This window comes from Lysinibacillus sp. RS11, assembly GCF_042019215.1.
GTDB classification, from domain to species: Bacteria; Bacillota; Bacilli; order Bacillales_A; family Planococcaceae; genus Lysinibacillus; species Lysinibacillus xylanilyticus_A.
Map to the genome: position 1 here is coordinate 3,976,404 of NZ_CP168124.1, position 20,862 is coordinate 3,997,265.

Sequence of the window (20,862 nt, forward strand, 5' to 3'; positions counted from 1 at the left end):
TATTATCTTACTTAGCATTATTCCTCTATATACCTTGCCCTCACAAGTGTAAGGGGGAAAATCATGACAAAGAAAAAAGTATCACCAATCAAAAGCTACAAACTAAGTAAAAATGGTGAACTACGATACGAGTTCCCTGTTTATTTAGGTGTTGATCCATTAACAGGTAAACAGATGCGTACAAAGAAGCGCGGCTTTAAAACACGTAAGGAAGCGGAGTTAGCACTAGCACATATTAAAATAGATGTAGCAAATGGCACTTACCGTAAGGAGCGGGCGGAGACATACCAAGAGTTGTATGACTTATGGATATCTCAGTACGAAAAGACTGTTGAGGAAAGCACATTCGTCAAAACGACAGGTATCTTCAAAAACCATATTTTACCTGCTATGAGTGCTTATAAAATTGAAAAAATTAATGTAGATGTATGTCAAAAGCATATTGATGAATGGGCGGCAAAGTTAAAGAAGTTCCGCATGGTAAAAGCATATGCTGCTAAGGTATTGGACTTTGCGATTAAGCGTGGCTTTATACAAACCAATCCTTTCACACACGTAGACATGCCCACCACCGCTTCTAAAAAGGCGATTGTCACGGAAGAAGATGAAGCAGAAAACTTCTATACTCGTGAACAACTTATCAAGTTCCTCTCATGCTTAGAACAAGAAAGCAACTACAAAGCGTTTGCCCTATTCCGTTTACTAGCTTTTAGCGGTATGCGTAAAGGTGAAGCATTGGCACTGAGATGGGATGACTTAAACTTCACGACAAATGAGCTACGTATTAACAAAGCCCTTTCACGAGGAAAAGACAATCAGCTATATGTTAAGTCTACAAAAACAGGTGTTGCTCGTACTATTAAGATGGACGCTAAAACAATGGCGATATTAAAAGAGTGGAAGAAAAAGCAAAAGCAGGATTATTTAGTGCTAGGCTTTAATACGATGCAACCTAAACAGCTAGTATTTAGTAATGAGACCAATGAATATCTACAGCCTACAAAGACTCGTAAATGGATTTTACACGTTCAGAACAAATATAGGCTAGGTACAATTACAACACACGGTTTGCGCCATACTCACTGTTCGCTGTTATTTGAGGCGGGAGCAAGCTTAAAGGAAGTACAAGATCGTTTAGGTCATAGTGATATACAAACAACAATGAACATTTACGCTCACGTTACGAAGGAAGCGAAAGAAGAAGCGATATTAAAGTTTGCTAGCTATATTGAGACGTAGTTAGATGACTACGCTTTGACTACGTTTTTGACTACGTTCGATTGATATTCAATGAAACTATATGACATAAGGCAAAAGAAAAAACCCTTGATATACAAGGGTTTTGACACTCATTGAAATCATCTGATTTCTTAAAATGGAGACGGCGGGAGTCGAACCCGCGTCCAGAAACTCCAATACTTCAGCTTCTACGCGTGTAGTTTGCCTATTTACAATTCACGTAACATTATGCCGACAAACAGGCGTCCTGTACGCTAACCTGGAAATCTCTTGCCGGTGACTCAGGTGGCACCATCGACCGTATCCCACTAAAGTTGGGCCCCACGTTCTCTACATGGGCGATAGAGAGGCAGAGCGCTTAAGAGCTTACGCTGCGAAAGCTAAGTTTTGTTGTTTGCCAGTTATTATATAACTTCCGTTGATGACGGAGCCGAGACCTCCGACGCGCGACCAAAGCTTGAACCATCCCTGTCGAATCCGTAACGTCCCCTTGATGATGAATCGAAGCACGCAGCCTCGTTCAAGTAAAGGAGCTAGAATTTCTTCTAGTACGGTGGGAGCTTAAAAGTACGCTTCCATGTAATCTGGCAATCAGTAATACATATTATAAAACAAAACGAGCTATAGTTCAAGTGTCCCGCTATGATAGAAAAAATTGGCTAGCTCAACATGATTTGCTTATTTCCTAATCATCAATTATGCATTCAAAATTGCCTGCCTTTAGAACTCGCCCTGAGCATTCTATGCGTCAGTTTGTCATTTCTATCGTCGCCTCAACTGTTCTATCCATCACTCCTCAAACTCTATCTACAAAAAGCTCACTATCCGAAAATAGTGAGCTTTCTTACAATCTATTATTATTGGTTTTTCGCTTTGAAGGCGCGTTCTATGTCGCGTTTGGCTTCTTTTTTGCGCATGTCGTTACGTTTGTCGTAATCTTTTTTCCCTTTGCCGACGCCGATTAATAGCTTGGCGTAGCCGTCTTTAATGTACATTTTTAATGGGACAATTGTGTAGCCATCGCGCTTTACGGCACCGACTAGCTCGCCGATTTGCTTCTTGTGGAGTAGCAATTTGCGGGCGCGCAGTGGGTCGTGGTTGAATCGGTTGCCTTGTTCGAATGAACTGACATGCATATTGTTGATCCATGCTTCACCGCTGCGGATTTGTACATAGGATTCTTTTAGTTGGACCCTTCCTGCACGGATGGATTTAATTTCTGTGCCTGTTAGCACCATGCCCGCTTCGATTGTCTCTTCAATGAAGTAGTCGTGCCCGGCTTTTTTGTTTTGTGCTAATACTTTCCCAGTACCTTTTGCCATATAAATTCACCCTCTTCATAAAGGTTACGCAGGAATTACCTGCTTTATTATTGATTAAGCGAAAGCACCAGTAATGTGATAATTGGTGCTTTCGCCTTGCTTTTATTTACGTTTTGTTTTTTTCTTTTTGTTTTTCTTGGCTACGCCCTCGTAGAATTTTTGCTTTTGCTTCACGCCTTTTTTAGGGCCTGGGCTTGAACCATCTTTGCGGCGTCCTCGTGGATCACGGTCGTTTTCACGTCGCTCTCCTTGTCCGCTTCGTCCTTCTTCATTGCGACCTCCGCGACTGCCACGTCCACCACGTTCTTCTTCGTTGCGACCTCCACGGCTGCCACGTCCACCTCTTACTTCTTCGTTGCGACCACTGCGACTACCACGTCCGCCTCTTTCTTCTTCTTTGCGTCCACCTCTACGGCCATTACGACCATCTTTGTTGTCGCTATAATTTTTGCGTGCGTGAATAACAGTAGGTGCTGCTTTTCGTGTTCGTCCATAAGACGTTACCATTCCGACGATTTCAAAGTCAATTGATGACTCCTCAATAATAACATTTGCTACACGTACTGTAACTTCATCACCAATACGGAATTGACGATTTGTACGTTCACCAATCATAATCATTTGACGGTCGTCAAAACGGTAGTAGTCGTCTGTCATATTGCTAATATGGACAAGACCTTCAATCGTATTTGGAAGCTCCACGAAAATACCGAAGTTGGTAATAGATGAAACGATCCCTTCAAACTCCTCACCAATTTTATCGGACATGTATTGAGCCTTTTTCAGTGCATCTGTATCACGCTCTGCATCGACAGCACGGCGTTCACGCTCTGAAGTATGATCCGCAATTTCATCCATTGCCATGCTCCACTGTGCAACCGTTTCTCTCGATGTATCTTTATTAAGTAAATACGTTCGAATTAAACGATGCACGATTAAGTCCGGATAACGGCGAATCGGTGACGTAAAGTGTGTATAGAAATCAGTTGATAAACCAAAGTGGCCTAAGCTTTCCGGATAATACTTCGCCTGTTGCATCGAGCGTAGAAGCATCGTTGAAATCACAGGCTCCTCTGGCATACCTTCAATGGCTTTCAATACATCCTGTAGTGCTTTCGGATGTACCGTATTTCCTGTCCCTTTAATTAAAATACCGAAATTCGTGACAAATTCAAAGAAGCGTTGTAGCTTTTCTGGCTTTGGATCTTCGTGAATACGGTATAGGAACGGTACATTCATCCAATGGAAGTGCTCTGCTACTGTTTCATTCGCTGCTAGCATGAAATCTTCAATTAATTTCTCAGCTACTGTACGTTCACGTAATTCAATATCAATTGGCCAGCCATCTTCGTCCACGATCACTTTAGATTCTTTAAAGTCAAAGTCAATTGCACCACGCAGTGTACGTTTAGTACGTAAAATGTTAGACAGCTCAGCCATATGTTTAAACATTGGTACTAGTGGCTCATAGCGGGCAATTAATGCCTCGTCTTGCTCCTCTAAAATCTTGTATACATCTTTATATGTCATACGTTCTGTCGTTTTAATGACACTTTGGAAAATTTCATGTGATACGACATTACCATTTGCATCAATAATCATTTCACAGGACAGTACTAGTCGATCAACCTGTGGATTTAATGAACAGATACCATTCGATAGTCGATGTGGAATCATTGGAATAACGCGGTCTGTTAAATATACACTTGTTGCACGATCATACGCTTCAATATCTATTACAGAGCCTTGAGTTACATAATAACTAACATCTGCAATATGTACACCAAGTTTATAAGTACCGTCGACGTTTTTCGTTACGGTAACAGCATCATCCAAATCCTTTGCATCAGCACCATCGATTGTCACGATCGTTTCATGGCGTAAATCACGGCGCCCTTCTAAATCTGCCGCTGTAATTTCATCTGGCACACTTTGTGCAGCAGCAACCACTTCTTCTGGGAATTCAGGTGGAATGTCATGCTTATATAAAATAGATAGAATGTCGACACCTGGGTCATTTTTGTGCCCTAAAATTTTCGTGATATAGCCTGTAGCTGATTTTAAATCCTCTGGCCAAGTAGCTACCTCAACGACAACCTTGTGACCATCGACAGCTCCTAATGTATCACCCTTCGCAATGAAAATGTCCATCGGTAGTTTTTTGTCATCTAGCACAACAAAGCCAAAGCCTCGATTTGCTTGGAATGTTCCGACAAAGCTTGTTTGTCCACGTTCTACTACCTTTGTCACTGTTCCTTCACGGCGATCACCGAATGATTCCTTTAACACACGAATCAGAACGATATCGCCGTTAATTGCACCGTTTACTTCATGCGGTGGAATGAAAACATCATCCATTCCTTCAATATCAGGTGCGACGAAGCCGAAGCCTTTCGCATGCCCGATAAACTTACCTCGAAGTAAATTCATGCGCTCTGGTGAACCATAACGATTAGAGCGGGAACGAACAACTAAGCCTTGCGCCTCCATGCGCACTAACGTTTTCACTAGTTCTTTAAATTCGTCAGCATCCTTAAAGCCAAATACGTCCTCGATTTCGCCAACTGTTAATGGTTTATACTCTTCTTCACCGAAAAAATCGAGTAAACGACTTTGTAGTGAATTATTTTGGTCTTTCATAATTTCCCTCCTTCATGAGAAAATCCTTCTTATAATTTATTGTGCCCAATTTAGGCTTTCTAAAAAGTGAAAAATATCTTCATGTAACTGATCTTTTTCTTGATCTAACGTAATAACATGTTTTGAGTTTTCATACCACTTGATTTGTTTTTCAAGTGACTCAGTTTGATTATATATAATGTTGGCAGATTCTGTCTCAATTACCTCATCATTTGTCGCCTGAACGACAAAAATTGGTGCATAAATCATGTCAATTTCCTGACGTGTCCGATCAATAAATTCTCGCAACTCTTGTAGAGAAGGCATGCCCTTTTCAGCAATTAACGAAACTTCAGCTTCGATTTGCTCTTCGTCTTTACCTTGAAACTTTTTATAGTCCCTTGCATATTTCAGTACACCTTCGAACATAATGTCCGTTGTGCGCATCGTCATCGGGGAACACATTGTCACGATCCCTTTAACTGGATTATTAAGCGCAACGTTTAAAGCCATCACACCACCCAATGACAGTCCAGCCACAGCAATTTCCTGATAGCCCGCTTCCTGTAACTGTTTGTATGCGGCTACGACATCTTGCCACCAATCAGCAGGACCTGTTGTGATGAGTTCTTCCGGTTCCACACCGTGACCTTTATAATGAGGTGCTAATGTAGTATACCCTTTTTTCTCTAAAAATCTTCCGAGCATTCGCACATCTGCCGAGCTACCTGTAAAGCCATGCAGTAATAAAACGGCTCGTGGACCTGCTTGAAAGAAAAAAGGCTGTGATAATGATTTTTTCATTGCGAGCTCTCCTTCATCCTTATACATACTATTACCATTATAGCCATACAGAAGCTTCCTCAAAAGCTTTGGCAATCGTTACTTTTTTTATGAGGTTTTATCGGTTAATTTCATGGGGCTTTTTGGCATTCCGATAGTCTTTCTGGCATTTTGAGGATTCTATCCGGCACTTTTGGGATTCTATCCATCATTTTGGCTCTTCTATCCACGATTTTGAGGGGTCTATCCACGACTTCATGGGTTCTATCCACGATTTGGAGAATTCTATCCATCAGGCTTTCCCTGCTCCGCGCGGGTATTCACTTTACTAAACTAACTATGTATTGGGTTCAAATAATTAGTACTATAAAAGAAAACGCCCAACCAGTAAGGTTAGGCGATATATCTTCAACTATTAGATTTTTGTAATAGCGAGTGCTAAAATAAAGAATAATATTGCTAACACAACTGTTGCACGGTGAAGGATCAGATCCATACCACGTGCTTTTTGCTTTCCAAATAGTTGTTCAGCTCCACCCGAGATGGCACCTGACAAGCCTGCACTTTTACTTGATTGAAGTAATACTACAACGATTAACGCTATTGATACGATAATTAATGAAACTAATACTACTGTATGCATCCACTGCACCTCCCGAACTTCGAACATCACAACAAATCACATTATAACAAAAAAAGGTTGCCTTGACAAACTGAGATTAATAAATAACCTTGTTTTTCCCATTTAAGTTAGTTTTACAGATTATCATTGATTACATTTAATCCCCCAGGGGCTTTAACTTATTTCATCGGATGACCCCATTGAAAAGTAACTTAAACCAGCGGCATATGTTTTAACTCTCCCGCCTCTATTTGGTGACATGAATATGTATATGAGTTGATTGGAGTGGAGGCTGGGCGACTCCTTGGGGATTAGCGATAGAGGAACGAAGGCTAAAACCATCACGTCCTGTGATAACGCCTTCGTGACCAACATCGGTGCTGCTGCCGCTACGCTTTCGCGCAAAAAACATCTGTTGCCCCGAGACCCTGCAGCGAAGCGGATGTTTTCTGTGCGAAAGCGTAGTGTTAACGTAGCGGCAGCAAATGTTTTATCTGTGCGAAAGCGAAGCGTCAGCAACAACAAAAGCGGCTCATCGGACGCCCCCAGGAAGCTTTGCTCTGTGCGAAAGTGCAACGACAGCAACAACAAAGCGCCCAGCCGGAACGGAAATCAACCTCACATTATTTCGATGAGTCCTTTTTACGAAAAATAGTATTACACCTTCCCAGCACATTACCCTATAATAGTTAAAAATGTAATATTAATGGGGGTAAATATGAAAAAGTATGTATGGCTGATTTTTTTGCTTATTCCTTTAAGCTTGCTTACCGGTTGTACAGCTACGATCTGGGCAATCGATGCACTAATAGAAGAGGAAGAGGAACCTGCACCGAAAGAAGAAGCCTTTACGGAAGAAAAGCAACCTGCTAGCAAAGCACCGTCGGCCGATTTTACAACGGACGATCTTTTTTCAACGACATTATTCAAAGAAGATCCTGCTTTGCTTCAATTTTCAAAGAAAGTTGAAAAGGGAATATCAAAATTTGAGCCAAATTTTAAAGTATTGTATAGAGGAAAATTAGATTGGGATACATTTGAAGTACAGCTAAATGATTTGATTAGCTTAATTTCCTTTGTTAACCCTTATACTGCAGGATATATTGAAGGCGCTACATGGGAAGCAACGGAAAGGGATAACGGCTACTTAGTCGAATTTAACTTTACATATTACACAGATGCCGAGCAAGAAAAGATTGTTGATTCGTATGTTAAAGATTTTGCTAATTTGTATATCACAAATGACATGGATGACTTTAGTCGTGCAAAAACCGTTAATGACTATATCGTACAACTTGCTACTTATACGGAAGAAAGTGAGTCTTATGGTCAATCAGTTTATGAATTAATCAGTGAAGAAACTGGGGTTTGTCAAGCTTACGCATTATTAGCCTATCGTTTATTTTTGGCGGCAGGTCTCGACACAAAATATGTCTATGGCTACAGCGATAATCAGCTTCATGCATGGAATTTAGTAAGTGTTGACGGTAATTGGTACCATATTGATACAACTTGGAATGATGTCGATCCGGATGAGCCTTACGCTATTTCCTACGCATATTTTTTAGTGAATGACGAAAAACTAAGTGAAGATCATCTATGGGCAAAGGAAAACTATTTTGCTGCTACAAGTAATGCTTACGACTTTATGCATGACATGTGGTACGCAGATACCGTTGGAGACGTTATTTATTATAATAGCCTGGCCGATAGCATGGTGTACTCCTATAATGTAGCAACAAAACAAACTGCACGAATTACTGAAACAGCCTGCTACTACTTAGCTGCTTTTGACGATGTGATTTATTGCAGTGATTATGACAATGCAGGCTATTTAACAAAAATTAATGTAAACGATGGCTCAGAAGAAGTGTTATTAGAGGAAGAAGTTCTAAATTTATTCGTTGATGATGACGGTGTTTTACTTTATGAAACCATCGACGGTGAGGAACATTCTTTCTAGCCGAGCCATAAAAATTACCCAAAGAATCTGCGAACTTCCATCAATGGATAGTAAGCAGATTCTATTTCTCCTTCCATATTCCGGAGTGGAGGCTGGGCGACTCCTTGGGGATCAGCGATAGAGGAACGAAGACTAAAAACATCACGTCCTGTGATAACATTCGTGACCAACATCGTGTCGGCCCAAGCGGCTCATCGGACGCCCTCAGCCGGAACGGAAATCAACCACACGTCTTGGTGATGAAGATCATTTTTACAATATACCCACAATTTGTTAACAATATATTAATTCTAGCTTTACAACCTTCCTTTACACTTATTTATGGATTAACCAAAAGGAGGAAAATTATGAAATACTAGAAAAAGTAGTTCATTGCTTTAACAACCTTACATATCATCTATTATGTCCATTGTCATTTTTCTTAATTTTCAAAAAAATATTCCTCATCTCTTTTAACCTGAGGTACTGTACCCACATACCACTATTTCGAGATGGTTTTAATGTCAATGGAAAGCAACTTTTAGTAAGTCATCAATAGGAAGATAAAATTTTAACAAAGCACAGAGGAGGAAAATCATGAAATACTCAAAAAAATGGAGTTCATTGTTTTTAGCAAGTGCCCTAACTTTATCGACATTTAGTATCGCTCAACCACAAGTACAAGCAGCTGAGGTAGAAAAAACAACAAAACCAACAAATGTTATTATGCTCGTGATGGATGGTAGTAGTAATAATGCCGTAACACTTTCTCGTTGGTACAAAGGTGAAAACTTAGCCATGGACGAAATTTTATCAGGTGGCGTACGTACGTATTCTGCTGAATCAGCAATTACAGACTCAGCCCCTGCCGCTACTGCGTTAGCAACTGGTCATAAATCCAATGATAAATTTGTCGGTGTGTTACCAGCTACGGTTAAATCACCTGGGCTAGAGCAAGTTGCAAAAGAGGATGCCTTTAAACCTGTAGCCAATGTGTTAGAAGGGGCGAAACAACAGGGCAAGGCAACTGGATTGATTTCTACTTCCGAAATTCAACATGCGACACCAGCAGGCTTCTCTGCACATGTTACTAATAGAAGCCAATATGATAACATCGCTGAGCAGCAAGTTTATCAAAACATTGATGTTGTATTAGGTGGCGGATCGGAGTCACTGACGCCAGGCACAACAAAAAATGCTCGTAAAGATGGCGAAAATTTAGTGAATGTCCTAAATGAAAAAAATTATGACATCGTTAAAACGCGTGATGAGCTCCTAAATAGTACTTCATCAAAAATTTGGGGAAGCTTTGCTCCAAGTGCTCTTGCCTACGATTTAGATCGTGCTAAAACTAAACCAACTGAGCCAACGCTTGCTGAAATGACTGGTAAAGCTATTGATACCCTTAAAAAGGATGAGGACGGCTTCTTCTTATTTGTAGAAGGCAGTAAGGTAGACTGGGCAGCTCACAATAATGACACAATCGGCATAATTTCCGATATTTTATCGTTTGATGATGCTGTCAAAGAAGCCGTTGATTTTGCAAAAGAAGATGGCAATACAATGGTCATTGCTGTTACAGACCATGGTAATAGTGGTATTACGATGGGTAATGCTAACACGTCAAGTACTTACTCTAGCATCCCTGTTTCTGCCTATATTGACCCTCTGAAGAAAGCTACGATGACAGTTGAAGGTGCGCTAAGCCAATTAAAAGAAGATAAATCAAATCTTGTAGAAGTCGCGGCACTTTATGGATTAGATAATTTAACGGAGGACGAGCTTGCAACACTAAAATCGGCTAAAGACATCGGCGACGAGATGGTGAAAATGCTTGCAAATCGTGCAAACATTGGCTATACAACGGGTGGGCATACTGGTGAGGATGTATTCTTATACTCATACGGACCATCTAAAATTACAGGACTTGTCGAAAACACAGACTTAGCACATTCAATGGCACAGTTTATGGGCTTTGATTTAAACAAACTTACAGATGATTTATATATCCCAGCTACAAAAGCATTCAAAGATAAAGGCTACACAACTAAAATTGACTTAGCTGACAAAGAAAACCCTAAATTTATTGCACAAAAAGATGATGTAACGTTTACAATTCCAGTGAATAAAAACACGTTGATTTATGAGGATACATCAACAAAGACGACAAAGACTCATACATTTGACACAATCAATGTCTACAACGGCACTGAATTTTACGTTTCAAAAAAAGTTTTAAATGTAATCAAATAATAATTGGAGTGCTATCATAAATTGAGTTGATTAACTTATGATAGCACTTTTCTTTTTGCTCAAATATGGATCGCAACAGCCCTCAAAAGATCGCCAATTTCATCATCTTCCCACTATTCCCCTTCCTTTCATCTCATCATTACAGCTGCTGCTCTTAAAAAATACCAACATTTTTCATTGCATTTACTTTGAGTTTACTTTAATTTATTATGCTTACTATAACGGAAGAGCTGGACCGGAAATCCCCCCGTTATAGTGACGAGCCATCTTTTTAGGTGCAGATTGAGATGGAAAAATGACTTTAATAAACCAATTTCTTAGCTTCATTTTAAGGCACTTTTCCAAAACCTTAAATTTACCTTAAACTTTTCTTATGGTTTAATGAATTTTTTGAAATTCAGCAACATTTTTCTCCACATTCCGTCAAAACAGTGATAAAAATTTAATAAAAGGATAAAAGGTTACTTAAAATAACTTGAAAAAATATCTATTTCTTTAGTATATTTACAAAGTTATAGTCTTTTTTTTCATTTATAATTGGAGGTGGACAAATGCAATCCATCAAAAATAATGAGCTTTTTCGTTTTATAGGCTTTACACTATTTTATTTCCTCATTTTGGTGCTCTTGTTTCTTATTCATGGCTTCCATGATATGAACGCAGGACCATTTATATATACGGAATTTTAAGAAAAGGAGATCTAAATTATGTTAAGTATTTTAGAGGCTATTCAAAATGTGGCACATGAACATCCACATCGAACTGCATATCAAACCAATAATGAGTCCTTAACGTATGGTGAGCTTTGGCATCTATCTGATTGTGTAGCACACTATTTAAAAGCTCTTGATTTAAAAAGGCAACAACCCATTGTCGTCTATGGGCATATGTCGCCTTTACAAATTGTTGCTTTTTTAGGTGCTGTAAAGGCTGGGCATCCTTATGTACCTGTTGACTCATCTACACCGTCTGAAAGGCTACAAATCATTATAGAAGCGTCTCAGGCTTGCTTACTACTAAAGACTGAAGCATTAAGTACGCACCAGTCCGTTCCTGTCGTGGAGGTAAGTGATGTAGTGACTCAAACTAGCAACATTTCAACACAACCTTCAACATGGGTTCAGGAGCAAGAAATTCATTATATTATTTACACATCTGGTTCTACTGGTAAACCAAAGGGTGTCCAAATTACAGCCGATAATTTAGCACACTTTGTTGCTTGGATGCACGAACACTTCCCCTTACAAGAATCTGGTGTATTTCTAAATCAAGCGCCTTACTCCTTTGATTTATCTGTAATGGATTTATATCCTGCACTCGTTAGTGGGCAGACGCTTTACGCAATCACGCAAGAGCAAATTGCTAATCCAAAGGCGTTGTTCGATTCATTAGCTACTTCTGGTATTCGAGTTTGGACTTCCACACCTTCCTTTGCAAAAATTTGTTTAATGAACAAAGAGTGGCATCAAGCGTTAATGCCTTCTTTAAATACGTTTTTGTTCTGCGGAGAGGTTTTGCCAATATCCTTAGCAAAAGAATTAATGCAACGCTTCCCACAAGCATCTATTTTTAATTTATATGGCCCTACTGAAACAACCGTTGCTGTATCTTATGTAGAAGTAACAGCGGAGCTTTTAGAGCAATTTGATCAATTACCAATCGCACCTCAATCTGAGCCTAATCTAGCCTTACTAGAAGATGGCGAGATTATTATTTCTGGACCAACTGTTAGTGCAGGCTATCTTGAGGCGCCTGACTTAACACTTGCGGCCTTTCCTACAATAGGGGATCAACGTATTTATAAAACTGGGGACATGGGTTATGAAAAGGATGGTTATCTGTTCTTTGCTGGACGAAAGGATTTTCAGGTAAAATTGCACGGTTATCGTTTAGAAATCGAAGAGATTGAAAAACAAATTGGCAATCTTCCACCTGTTTCTAGCTGTGTTGTTATTCCAATCTATAAAAATGATGAGATTATTTCACTAAGTGCTTTTATTGTTCTTCGAGAGCCTTTAACGGACTCTGCTTTCAAAATGACGAAGCAACTAAAAGCCTTGTTATCGGATTATTTACCATCTTATATGATTCCGAAAACTTTCAAATACATTGACACTTTACCTTTAAATACTAACGGTAAAGTTGATCGTAAAGGATTGGCGGTTATGGAGACAGTATGACGCCTTTTGGAAATATAGGTTTTTTCATCATCATTGGTATTTTGTTATTGCCAACAATTATTTTAGGGCTACGTGGAAAATCAGCTAAAGGCTATAATATCTTTATTTCGATTATCGTTTTAGCAATTATATTTGGTCACTCCCTTAACGGCTCAATTTCTCTTATACTATTTACACTATTTCAGTTAGTATTAATCATCGCTTACCAAAAATATCGATTACAGAAGAATAGCACTTCCATATTCATTATCGCTGTGCTCTTGTCCATTTTGCCGCTTGTACTTGTAAAGGTTCTTCCGATACTTGGTCTTAAAAATTTATTTGGCTTCTTAGGGGTATCCTATATCACCTTTAAAGCGATCCAAATGATTTTAGAGACACGCGATGGCTTAATTAAGGATAAAATTTCAGCAGTGGAGCTTGCCTATTTCTTACTGTTCTTCCCAACTGTATCTTCGGGACCGATCGATCGTTGGCGACGCTTTTCTAAAGATATGCATACCGTGCCGTCTGGTGAAGACTATCAAAAGCTACTGTTAAGTGGGATAAATTATATATTTGTAGGCTTTTTATATAAATTTATTTTGGCTTATTTAATATACAACTACGCACTGATGTATTTACCAAATCATACGTATAACTATTTGACACCTTTTCAAGGGCACTTAGCGTATATGTATATGTATAGTTTTTATTTATTTTTCGATTTTGCGGGCTATAGTGCTTTCGCTGTTGGTGTCAGTCGCATTATGGGTATTCAAACGCCTATTAACTTTAACCGTCCATTCACAAGTCGAAATATTAAAGACTTCTGGAACCGCTGGCATATGAGCCTTTCATTCTGGTTCAGAGATTATGTCTATATGCGCTTTGTGCTTTGGATGACGAAGAAAAAATGGATTAAAAACAAATATGCAATTTCGTATCTTGGCTTCTTTTTACTCTTCTTTTTAATGGGGATTTGGCATGGATTGGAATGGCACTTTGTTGTCTACGGTCTCTACCATGCCTTATTGATTATCAGCTTCGATAAATTCGAACGCTGGAATAAAAAGCATAAGCTTTGGCCAAAAAATAAATGGACACATGCAATCGGCGTGTTTATCACTTTTAATGCAATTTGCTTTGGCTTCTATATTTTTTCAGGAACATTATTTTAAACAACGGCTTGTTACGATGAATCATTGCTAAATAACACAGCCTATACAATAAAGGAGAATTATTATTATGGATAAACAACAAGTTTTAGAAATGTTAGTAGAGTTATGCGAGGACGATATTGTTTCAGAAAACCCAGATATCGATTTATTTGAAGAAGGACTTCTTGATTCATTCGGTACGATTAATTTATTAGTTGAAATTGAAAACCGCTTTGACATCTCAGTGCCAATTACTGATTTTAACCGTGAGGAATGGAACACGCCAAATCGTATTGCAGCGAAATTAGCTGAAAGACAATGATAAAGAAAGGCTTTTTATCACTTTTAATTGCGTTTGTTCTTTTTGCTGCCTTTTTATTCTTCCCTAACTCCTGGATCAAAGCTTGGATTTCAGATGAAGATGTAGAGCAGGTAAAAACCAGTATGTCTCCGTTAGTGTTCCAAGGTATGTATTACCAGGAGCGGATGTTGCAGGAGGCTAATTCCTTGCCTTTATATGGCTCCTCAGAACTAAATCGTTTTGACCCCTTCCACCCTTATAATTATGCGCGAGCTACGGATGCCCCGTATACGCCGTTTATGATTGGGCGAGGAGGTATGCAGTCAATTACACACTTTTTAAATTTTGCTGCACAGGAGAACAATTTAAAGGATAAAAAAATTGTATTCATCATTTCTCCTCAATGGTTTACGAAAAAAGGAATGGATGAATTACATTTTTCTCCTAACTATTCGATGTTGCATGCCTACGATTTAGCATACAATAAGGACATTGATGAAGAGCTTCGAAATCGAGCAATGAAACGGCTTTTAGAATTCGATACAGTAAATCGAGATCAACTGTTAAAAACGATTTATGAGTATAAATTATCCGACGGGAAGAAAAGACCTATCGTTGGACGCCTTGCCCTGATGGCTGGTCGTGTTCAAAAGGAAATGCTAGAGAAAAAAGATTTGTATTACTCCATTTTCCCGCGAGAGTCTCATAAATTAAAAAGTAATGACAAACTAGTAACGAATCAAACATTTGAGCAACAATTGCAACATGCTGAGGAATATGGCGACAAACGTGTATCCAATGATTTAATGATTGAAAATAAATTTTATAAACGGCTTGTAAATGCGAATTTATCTAAGTTTGAAGGCATGCGTAAAGACGAAGATTATACGGATTCACCCGAATATGAAGATTTTCAGTTAGTTATTGATGTGTTAAAGGATGCTGGTGCAAAGCCACTATTTATCTCTATTCCGGTCAATGGTCATTGGTATGACTACACGGCATACCCTGAGGAACGTCGACAAAAGTATTACGCAAAAATGGAGCAAATCTTAACGGATGCGAATGTTCCATATGTTGACTTCTCTGACCATGAATATGATCCGTATTTTATAATGGATACGATTCATATCGCATGGAAAGGCTGGGTATATGTAGACCAAGAGCTAGACAAATATTGGGAACAGCAATAACAAGCATTGTTGTCGTTTAACGAGCAAAGAGACAGTCTAACGTGTTCACCACGAAAGACTGTCTCTTTTTCATACTGTGCTTCTATCTAATGAAAAGAGTTTTAGTTCTTCTTCATCATTCGAAAGTTGGACTAATCTCTCAAACTTCAAGCCTACCTTTTCGAGTAACTTTGCTGAAGCGTAATTATCTTGAGTTGTGATCGCTACAATACGCTTTAGTCCTAGTGTATCTAGACCATATGCTAATACTGCTGAAGCGGCTTCATAGGCGTATCCTTTTCCCCAATACGTAGGGAGAAAAGCGAAGCCAATATCCACATCTTCTAGCGAGTCTCTTTTAACTAGACCGCAAATTCCAAGCGGGATATTATCTTCTTTTCTTTCAACTAAATAAAAACAGAAGCCAGATTTCTCATACATGTTAATTGAATTCAATATATATTCACGTGCATCCTCTACTGTTCTCACACCACGATCACCAATGAACTGCAGCCACGAAGGATCATTCACTAGCTCAAGGATAAAATCCGCATCCTCTGTAGTTTGTAACCGAAGCGTGAGTCGTTCTGTTTCAAGAACTTTCATAGTTTCCACTTTCCTTTCGGTATTGTATTCTCCATTTTCTAACCTTTTTAACTATATAATAACGGACGAACAACTGCACTTGCATAGCTCTGATACTAGAAAAAGTAAATCCAATTTCACTGGGTCATGTAAAGATGGACAAACGAAAAAAATGCATCCATTCCGTTAAAAGCAGTACAAGGTTCACTTACAATATTTGCCGAATAATAATATATAAAACAAGTTGCCTTCATTAAATAAAGGGCAGTCAATTCATAAAAGGCGAGGTTGATGTATTGAGAAAAATTTTTAGTATCGTATCAACATTACTTTTGTTATTGCTTTCAGGTTGTGCTAATCAAAAGGATACAGAGTTAGCGACTATTTCAATTAACACGGATTCTGAATATGTGACTACTTTTGAAGAATTACATTTAGGGATAGTATTCGACTTTGATTTCAAATTAAATAATACCGATAAAAATTGGGTTGACCTTTGGGTTGAAAGTTACAAAGATGGACAATTGGAGTCTAAATCATTAATCGCACTTTCCTATGGGCTAAGTCCAAAGAAATTAGAGGAAGGTAATATAGGACTTGGCATCATCAATGCTGACGATACATCTCTTGCTTTTCTTTATGGGCCAAGTGTTAAAACAACTCCTCAGAAAATCGACAAATCTCAATCTGTTGCTAGTATTAGTGGATGGGAATATGCAATTGGCGATGAAACAGTAAAATTAGAATTAAATGAAACCTATTTACTGGGAGTATACAGAGAATCAAAAGGAAACTCTATACGAACATACGACTTACAAGACGAGATTGAAGTAAAAAAAATGATAGATGATGACCATCTTGTCTATTTATTAAAATTAAAAATAACTGAAAAGTAAACCTAATTTCAAGGGCATATACGGTGCACTTTAATTATAGTGGGGTTTTTATCGTGCCAGAGCAGTTCTCTCGGGAACCCGCGCTCTTTTCCACCCTACCTTCTTGGATAATCCGAGCAACAAAAAAATCGCCTCAAAAGTATTTGTATACCTTTGAGGCGATGTCCGTAAAGCTACTGAATAATAGCAGCTACCATGATTATTTTAAGTTATAGAAAGATTTTAAACCAAGGTATTCAGCTGTTACACCAAGTTGATCTTCGATGCGAAGAAGTTGGTTGTATTTAGCTACGCGGTCTGTACGAGATGGAGCACCTGTTTTAATTTGACCAGCGTTTGTAGCCACTGCGATATCAGCAATTGTTGCATCCTCAGATTCACCAGAACGGTGAGAGATAACTGCTGTGTAACCAGCGCGTTTTGCCATTTCGATCGCTTCAAATGTTTCTGTTAACGTACCGATTTGGTTTACTTTGATAAGGATTGCATTACCAACACCTTGCTCAATACCAGCTGTTAATTTTTTCGTATTTGTTACGAATAGATCGTCGCCTACTAATTGTACGCGAGCGCCAATGCGATCTGTTAATAATTTGTGTCCAGCCCAGTCGTTTTCGTCTAAGCCATCTTCAATTGAGATGATTGGATATTTATTTGTAAGCTCTTCGTACCAGTCAACCATTTCTTCAGAAGTTTTGACAACACCTTCACCATCTAAGTGATATTTGCCATCTTCTTTATTGAATAATTCAGATGAAGCAACGTCCATTGCAAGTTTTACTTCTTCACCTGGTTTATAGCCAGCTTTTTCGATTGCTTCTAAAATTACAGTAATGGCTTCTTCATTCGAACCAAGGTTTGGTGCGAAACCACCTTCGTCACCTACAGCCGTATTATAGCCTTTAGCTTTAAGTACTGCTTTTAAGTTGTGGAAGATTTCAGCACCCATACGTAATGCATGACGGAATGATTCAGCGCCTACAGGCATTACCATGAATTCTTGAATATCTACGTTGTTGTCAGCGTGAGCGCCACCATTTATGATGTTCATCATTGGTACTGGTAGTTGTTTTGAGTTAAACCCACCAAGGTATTGATAAAGAGGTACATCTAAATAATCTGCCGCAGCATGTGCAACTGCCATCGATACACCTAGAATGGCGTTGGCACCTAATTTACCTTTGTTTTCTGTGCCATCTAGCTCGATTAAAGCTTTGTCGATCACTACTTGGTCAAGAACAGAATAGTTATCTTCGAACTCTTCTGCAATGATTGTGTTTACATTTTCAACTGCTTTTAATACACCTTTGCCTAGGTAACGTGATTTGTCACCGTCGCGTAACTCTACTGCCTCGTATTCACCTGTAGATGCACCTGATGGCACGATAGCGCGACCAAAAGCGCCTGATTCTGTAAATACTTCAACTTCTACTGTTGGGTTCCCACGTGAGTCTAAAACTTCGCGCGCATAAATTTGTGTAATAAATGGCATAATTAATTCTCCTCTTTTTCAATTAATGATTGTCCTGTCATTTCAGAAGGTTGTGACACCTCTAATAATTCTAACATGGTAGGCGCCAAATCGGCTAAAATGCCACCATTTCTTAACATTAAATTTGGTTTTGTCACAATTACTGGAACAGGATTTGTTGTATGAGCTGTCATTGGCTCCCCTACTAAAGTAAGAACTTCATCAGAGTTACCATGGTCAGCTGTAATAATAGCTGCGCCACCTTTTGCAAGGAGTGCATCTACTACTTTACCAAGACATTCATCGACTGCTTCAATGGCTTTAATCGTTGGCTCTAACATTCCACTATGCCCAACCATATCTGGGTTAGCGAAATTAAGTATGATCCCATCAAATTTATCGGCCGCAATCTCTGCAAGCAATGCTTCTGTTACCTCATAGGCACTCATTTCAGGTTTTAAATCGTATGTTGCAACCTTTGGAGATGCAATTAAAATACGCTCTTCACCTTCAAATTTCTCCTCACGACCACCACTCATAAAGAATGTCACATGCGGATACTTTTCTGTTTCTGCAATACGTAGCTGTGTTTTGCCATTAGAAGCTAACACTTCACCAATTGTATTTTTTAAGTTGTCGTTTGCATAGGCAACTTGAGCATTTACTTCATCACTATAATGTGTGAATGACACAAATTTTAAATTTTGTGGATGTTTCGCTGATAAAGCAAAGCCATCAAACTCACTATTAGTAAATACTTTTGACAGTTGAATGGCACGATCAGGACGGAAGTTAAAGAAAATAACAGCGTCGTTATCGTTAATCGTTGCCACTGGCTCCCCATGCTCTTGAATGCTGAATGGAATGACAAATTCATCTGTTACATCACGCTCATATGATTCTGCGACACCACTTCTTGCACTGTCAGCTGTTTGACCAACACCATCTACTAGTACATTGTACGTAAGGGCTACACGATCCCAGCGTTTATCACGATCCATTGCATAGTAACGACCATGAACGGAAGCGAATTGACCTACGCCAATTTCCGCCATTTGTTTTTCGGTTTCTTCAATATAGTCTAGTGCTGTTTTTGGTCCAACATCACGACCATCTAAGAAACCATGTACAAAGACCTCGTCTAAACCTTGTTGTTTTGCAAGCTTTAATAGTGCAAACATATGCTCATAATGGCTATGTACGCCACCATCTGAAAGTAAGCCCATAACATGAAGCTTTGATTGATGCGCTTTAGCATGCGCTATTGCATCCAAAAATGCTGTATTCGTAAAGAAATCCCCTTCACGAATCGATTTGTTTAAGCGTGTTAAGCTTTGATAAACAATACGCCCAGCACCGATATTCAGATGCCCAACTTCAGAATTCCCCATTTGACCATCAGGTAAACCCACAGCTTCACCTGCTGCAGTTAATGTTGCGTGCGGGAACTCATTCCAAAAACGATCAAAATTAGGTTTGTTTGCTTGTGCTACTGCATTCCCGAAAGTTTCATCACGAAATGCAAAGCCATCTAAAATAATTAATGCTACTGGCTTTTTAGGCATTTGCTGCCGCCTCCAATAATGTTAAATAAGATTCTGGTTGTAAGCTTGCACCACCGACTAAAGCGCCGTCGATATGCTCTTTTGATAATAATTCCTGAATGTTTTCAGGTTTTACGCTACCGCCATATTGAATGCGTACTGCATCGGCTGTTTCAGCGTTATATAATTTTTGAACGACTGCACGAATTGCTCCGCATACTTGGTTAGCATCTTCTGCTGTAGCCGTTTTACCCGTACCAATTGCCCAAATCGGTTCATAGGCGATTACCATATGCTCCACTTCTTGTGCCTCAAAACCAGCAAGAGCCGCTGTAATTTGACGAGCAACCTTTTGCTCAGTAGTTCCCGCTTCACGTTCCTCAAGCGTTTCACCACAGCAAATAATTGGTACGATATTATGCGCAAGTGCTGCAGCAACCTTTTTATTGATTGCTTCATCTGTTTCATTATAGTATTCACGACGTTCAGAGTGTCCTAAAATAACATAGTCTACTTCCACACTTGCTAGCTGTGCTGGACTAATTTCTCCAGTGAATGCACCTTCGTTTTCATAATGCATCGTTTGTGCGCCAATGGCTAGCTCTGATTCACTAGCAACCTGCACAAGTGTAGGTAGATAAAGTGCTGGTGCGCAAACAACAGCGTCTACTTTATCGTTTGAAGGAAGTTTGTCCTGGACAGCATCGACAAACTGGATCGCCTCTTCAAATGTTTTATACATTTTCCAGTTACCTGCAATAATTGGTTTACGCATCGTTTTGCCTCCCAAATTG

The 20,862-nt window shown here is 39.2% G+C and carries 18 protein-coding genes and 1 other RNA gene; 10 read left to right on the plus strand and 9 right to left on the minus strand.

Annotation, left to right across the window (positions count from 1 at the left end; genetic code table 11):
- Nucleotides 1-63: 63 nt before the first annotated feature.
- On the plus strand, nucleotides 64-1,239 hold the full coding sequence (locus tag AB9L17_RS20580; protein WP_375199726.1) for a tyrosine-type recombinase/integrase: 1,176 nt from the start codon (nucleotides 64-66) through the stop codon (nucleotides 1,237-1,239).
- A gap of 134 nt (nucleotides 1,240-1,373) precedes the next feature.
- Here the strand turns inward: AB9L17_RS20580 and ssrA are convergent.
- From ssrA to secG, 5 genes are all read right to left on the minus strand, one after another.
- Nucleotides 1,374-1,729: a transfer-messenger RNA gene (ssrA, locus tag AB9L17_RS20585) on the minus strand.
- A 367-nt stretch (nucleotides 1,730-2,096) separates the two neighbouring features.
- Nucleotides 2,097-2,561, minus strand: coding sequence for an SsrA-binding protein SmpB (smpB, locus tag AB9L17_RS20590; RefSeq protein ID WP_068986822.1), 465 nt, complete (start codon nucleotides 2,559-2,561; stop codon nucleotides 2,097-2,099).
- Nucleotides 2,562-2,663: 102 nt separating this feature from the next.
- On the minus strand, nucleotides 2,664-5,201 hold the full coding sequence (gene rnr / locus AB9L17_RS20595) for a ribonuclease R (protein WP_375199727.1): 2,538 nt from the start codon (nucleotides 5,199-5,201) through the stop codon (nucleotides 2,664-2,666).
- A gap of 36 nt (nucleotides 5,202-5,237) precedes the next feature.
- Nucleotides 5,238-5,984, minus strand: coding sequence for an alpha/beta hydrolase (locus AB9L17_RS20600; RefSeq protein WP_068986824.1), 747 nt, complete (start codon nucleotides 5,982-5,984; stop codon nucleotides 5,238-5,240).
- A gap of 394 nt (nucleotides 5,985-6,378) precedes the next feature.
- Entirely contained in the window at nucleotides 6,379-6,606 is a 228-nt protein-coding gene (gene secG / locus AB9L17_RS20605; protein WP_068986825.1) for a preprotein translocase subunit SecG, read from the minus strand.
- Nucleotides 6,607-7,070: 464 nt separating this feature from the next.
- Between secG and AB9L17_RS20610 the strand changes: the two genes are divergently transcribed.
- The 8 genes from AB9L17_RS20610 to dltD all read left to right on the plus strand — a co-directional run bounded on the left by AB9L17_RS20610 (nucleotide 7,071) and on the right by dltD (nucleotide 15,593).
- Nucleotides 7,071-7,220: a hypothetical protein gene (locus AB9L17_RS20610; protein ID WP_375199728.1), complete on the plus strand. Its 150-nt coding sequence runs from the start codon at nucleotides 7,071-7,073 to the stop codon at nucleotides 7,218-7,220.
- Nucleotides 7,221-7,303: 83 nt separating this feature from the next.
- Nucleotides 7,304-8,548, plus strand: a complete 1,245-nt coding sequence (locus AB9L17_RS20615; protein WP_375199729.1) for a transglutaminase domain-containing protein — start codon at nucleotides 7,304-7,306, stop codon at nucleotides 8,546-8,548.
- Nucleotides 8,549-9,124: 576 nt separating this feature from the next.
- Nucleotides 9,125-10,780, plus strand: coding sequence for an alkaline phosphatase (locus AB9L17_RS20620; RefSeq protein ID WP_375199730.1), 1,656 nt, complete (start codon nucleotides 9,125-9,127; stop codon nucleotides 10,778-10,780).
- Nucleotides 10,781-11,331: 551 nt separating this feature from the next.
- The gene (gene dltX, locus AB9L17_RS20625) at nucleotides 11,332-11,469 is read left to right on the plus strand and encodes a teichoic acid D-Ala incorporation-associated protein DltX (protein WP_068986828.1); all 138 of its coding nucleotides are present in this window, start codon (nucleotides 11,332-11,334) and stop codon (nucleotides 11,467-11,469) included.
- An 18-nt stretch (nucleotides 11,470-11,487) separates the two neighbouring features.
- Nucleotides 11,488-12,960 carry a D-alanine--poly(phosphoribitol) ligase subunit DltA gene (gene dltA, locus AB9L17_RS20630; protein WP_375199731.1) on the plus strand — a complete coding sequence of 491 codons (1,473 nt, stop codon included), beginning with the start codon at nucleotides 11,488-11,490 and terminating at the stop codon, nucleotides 12,958-12,960.
- Nucleotides 12,957-14,120 carry a D-alanyl-lipoteichoic acid biosynthesis protein DltB gene (gene dltB / locus AB9L17_RS20635; RefSeq protein WP_068986830.1) on the plus strand — a complete coding sequence of 388 codons (1,164 nt, stop codon included), beginning with the start codon at nucleotides 12,957-12,959 and terminating at the stop codon, nucleotides 14,118-14,120. The genes dltA and dltB overlap by 4 nt, the downstream gene beginning before the upstream one ends.
- A gap of 67 nt (nucleotides 14,121-14,187) precedes the next feature.
- Complete coding sequence (gene dltC, locus AB9L17_RS20640) at nucleotides 14,188-14,421, plus strand: D-alanine--poly(phosphoribitol) ligase subunit 2 (protein WP_068986831.1); 234 nt, start codon at nucleotides 14,188-14,190, stop codon at nucleotides 14,419-14,421.
- Complete coding sequence (gene dltD, locus AB9L17_RS20645; protein WP_068986832.1) at nucleotides 14,418-15,593, plus strand: D-alanyl-lipoteichoic acid biosynthesis protein DltD; 1,176 nt, start codon at nucleotides 14,418-14,420, stop codon at nucleotides 15,591-15,593. Before dltC ends, dltD begins: the two co-directional genes overlap by 4 nt.
- Nucleotides 15,594-15,662: 69 nt before the next feature.
- Here the strand turns inward: dltD and AB9L17_RS20650 are convergent, their stop codons facing one another.
- A complete protein-coding gene (locus AB9L17_RS20650) occupies nucleotides 15,663-16,178 on the minus strand; it encodes a GNAT family N-acetyltransferase (RefSeq protein WP_375199732.1) in 516 nt (171 codons plus the stop codon).
- 275 nt (nucleotides 16,179-16,453) lie between these two features.
- Between AB9L17_RS20650 and AB9L17_RS20655 the strand changes: the two genes are divergently transcribed.
- Entirely contained in the window at nucleotides 16,454-17,053 is a 600-nt protein-coding gene (locus tag AB9L17_RS20655; RefSeq protein ID WP_375199733.1) for a hypothetical protein, read from the plus strand.
- A 199-nt stretch (nucleotides 17,054-17,252) separates the two neighbouring features.
- On the opposite strand, the gene eno is transcribed toward AB9L17_RS20655, so the two are convergent.
- Genes eno through tpiA form a run of 3 tightly spaced genes read right to left on the minus strand, consistent with a single transcriptional unit; the run spans nucleotide 17,253 to nucleotide 20,843 of the window.
- Entirely contained in the window at nucleotides 17,253-18,545 is a 1,293-nt protein-coding gene (eno, locus tag AB9L17_RS20660; RefSeq protein WP_375199734.1) for a phosphopyruvate hydratase, read from the minus strand.
- Between the two features lie 2 nt (nucleotides 18,546-18,547).
- Complete coding sequence (gene gpmI, locus AB9L17_RS20665; RefSeq protein WP_068986836.1) at nucleotides 18,548-20,089, minus strand: 2,3-bisphosphoglycerate-independent phosphoglycerate mutase; 1,542 nt, start codon at nucleotides 20,087-20,089, stop codon at nucleotides 18,548-18,550.
- Complete coding sequence (tpiA, locus tag AB9L17_RS20670) at nucleotides 20,082-20,843, minus strand: triose-phosphate isomerase (RefSeq protein WP_068986837.1); 762 nt, start codon at nucleotides 20,841-20,843, stop codon at nucleotides 20,082-20,084. Before tpiA ends, gpmI begins: the two co-directional genes overlap by 8 nt.
- Between the last annotated feature and the right edge of the window lie 19 nt (nucleotides 20,844-20,862).

Bases quoted from the DNA above. Each gene is read 5' to 3' on its own strand.
- gpmI (WP_068986836.1), bottom strand. From the start codon at position 20,089: ATGCCTAAAAAGCCAGTAGCATTAATTATTTTAGATGGCTTTGCATTT.
- dltC (WP_068986831.1), top strand. From the start codon at position 14,188: ATGGATAAACAACAAGTTTTAGAAATGTTAGTAGAGTTATGCGAGGAC.
- tpiA (WP_068986837.1), bottom strand. From the start codon at position 20,843: ATGCGTAAACCAATTATTGCAGGTAACTGGAAAATGTATAAAACATTT.
- secG (WP_068986825.1), bottom strand. From the start codon at position 6,606: ATGCATACAGTAGTATTAGTTTCATTAATTATCGTATCAATAGCGTTA.
- dltA (WP_375199731.1), top strand. From the start codon at position 11,488: ATGTTAAGTATTTTAGAGGCTATTCAAAATGTGGCACATGAACATCCA.
- rnr (WP_375199727.1), bottom strand. From the start codon at position 5,201: ATGAAAGACCAAAATAATTCACTACAAAGTCGTTTACTCGATTTTTTC.
- dltD (WP_068986832.1), top strand. From the start codon at position 14,418: ATGATAAAGAAAGGCTTTTTATCACTTTTAATTGCGTTTGTTCTTTTT.
- AB9L17_RS20610 (WP_375199728.1), top strand. From the start codon at position 7,071: ATGTTTTATCTGTGCGAAAGCGAAGCGTCAGCAACAACAAAAGCGGCT.
- AB9L17_RS20650 (WP_375199732.1), bottom strand. From the start codon at position 16,178: ATGAAAGTTCTTGAAACAGAACGACTCACGCTTCGGTTACAAACTACA.
- dltB (WP_068986830.1), top strand. From the start codon at position 12,957: ATGACGCCTTTTGGAAATATAGGTTTTTTCATCATCATTGGTATTTTG.
- dltX (WP_068986828.1), top strand. From the start codon at position 11,332: ATGCAATCCATCAAAAATAATGAGCTTTTTCGTTTTATAGGCTTTACA.
- smpB (WP_068986822.1), bottom strand. From the start codon at position 2,561: ATGGCAAAAGGTACTGGGAAAGTATTAGCACAAAACAAAAAAGCCGGG.
- AB9L17_RS20580 (WP_375199726.1), top strand. From the start codon at position 64: ATGACAAAGAAAAAAGTATCACCAATCAAAAGCTACAAACTAAGTAAA.
- AB9L17_RS20615 (WP_375199729.1), top strand. From the start codon at position 7,304: ATGAAAAAGTATGTATGGCTGATTTTTTTGCTTATTCCTTTAAGCTTG.
- AB9L17_RS20600 (WP_068986824.1), bottom strand. From the start codon at position 5,984: ATGAAAAAATCATTATCACAGCCTTTTTTCTTTCAAGCAGGTCCACGA.
- eno (WP_375199734.1), bottom strand. From the start codon at position 18,545: ATGCCATTTATTACACAAATTTATGCGCGCGAAGTTTTAGACTCACGT.
- AB9L17_RS20620 (WP_375199730.1), top strand. From the start codon at position 9,125: ATGAAATACTCAAAAAAATGGAGTTCATTGTTTTTAGCAAGTGCCCTA.